Annotated in this window: 1 pseudogene; it reads right to left on the minus strand. The window is 72.9% G+C overall.

Going from position 1 to position 218, the window contains the following annotated elements:
• Positions 1 to 218 (minus strand): annotated as a pseudogene (locus E4K09_RS16805) (ATP-binding protein); the annotation flags it as partial.

Here is a 218-nt window from a genome sequence, read left to right on the forward strand (position 1 = left end):
TCCGTGCCCTCGGCGGTGGCTGTGTCGACGCCCGCGCGCGCCACCGCAAGGCGGCGGCGGAAGGCGTTGAGGTTCAGGGGCTCGCCGGAGACGCGGCGGATGCGGCACCGCACGAGGAAATCCTGATAGAGCACGGCCACCGACCGGAAGGCCGCCTCGGGATCGTCGAGGATCTCGCGCAGGATCGCGTCGAGCGCGGCCTCGCGCTCCGCCTTCGA

It is taken from the genome of Microvirga pakistanensis, from assembly GCF_004458765.1.
Lineage (GTDB): Bacteria > Pseudomonadota > Alphaproteobacteria > Rhizobiales > Beijerinckiaceae > Microvirga > Microvirga pakistanensis.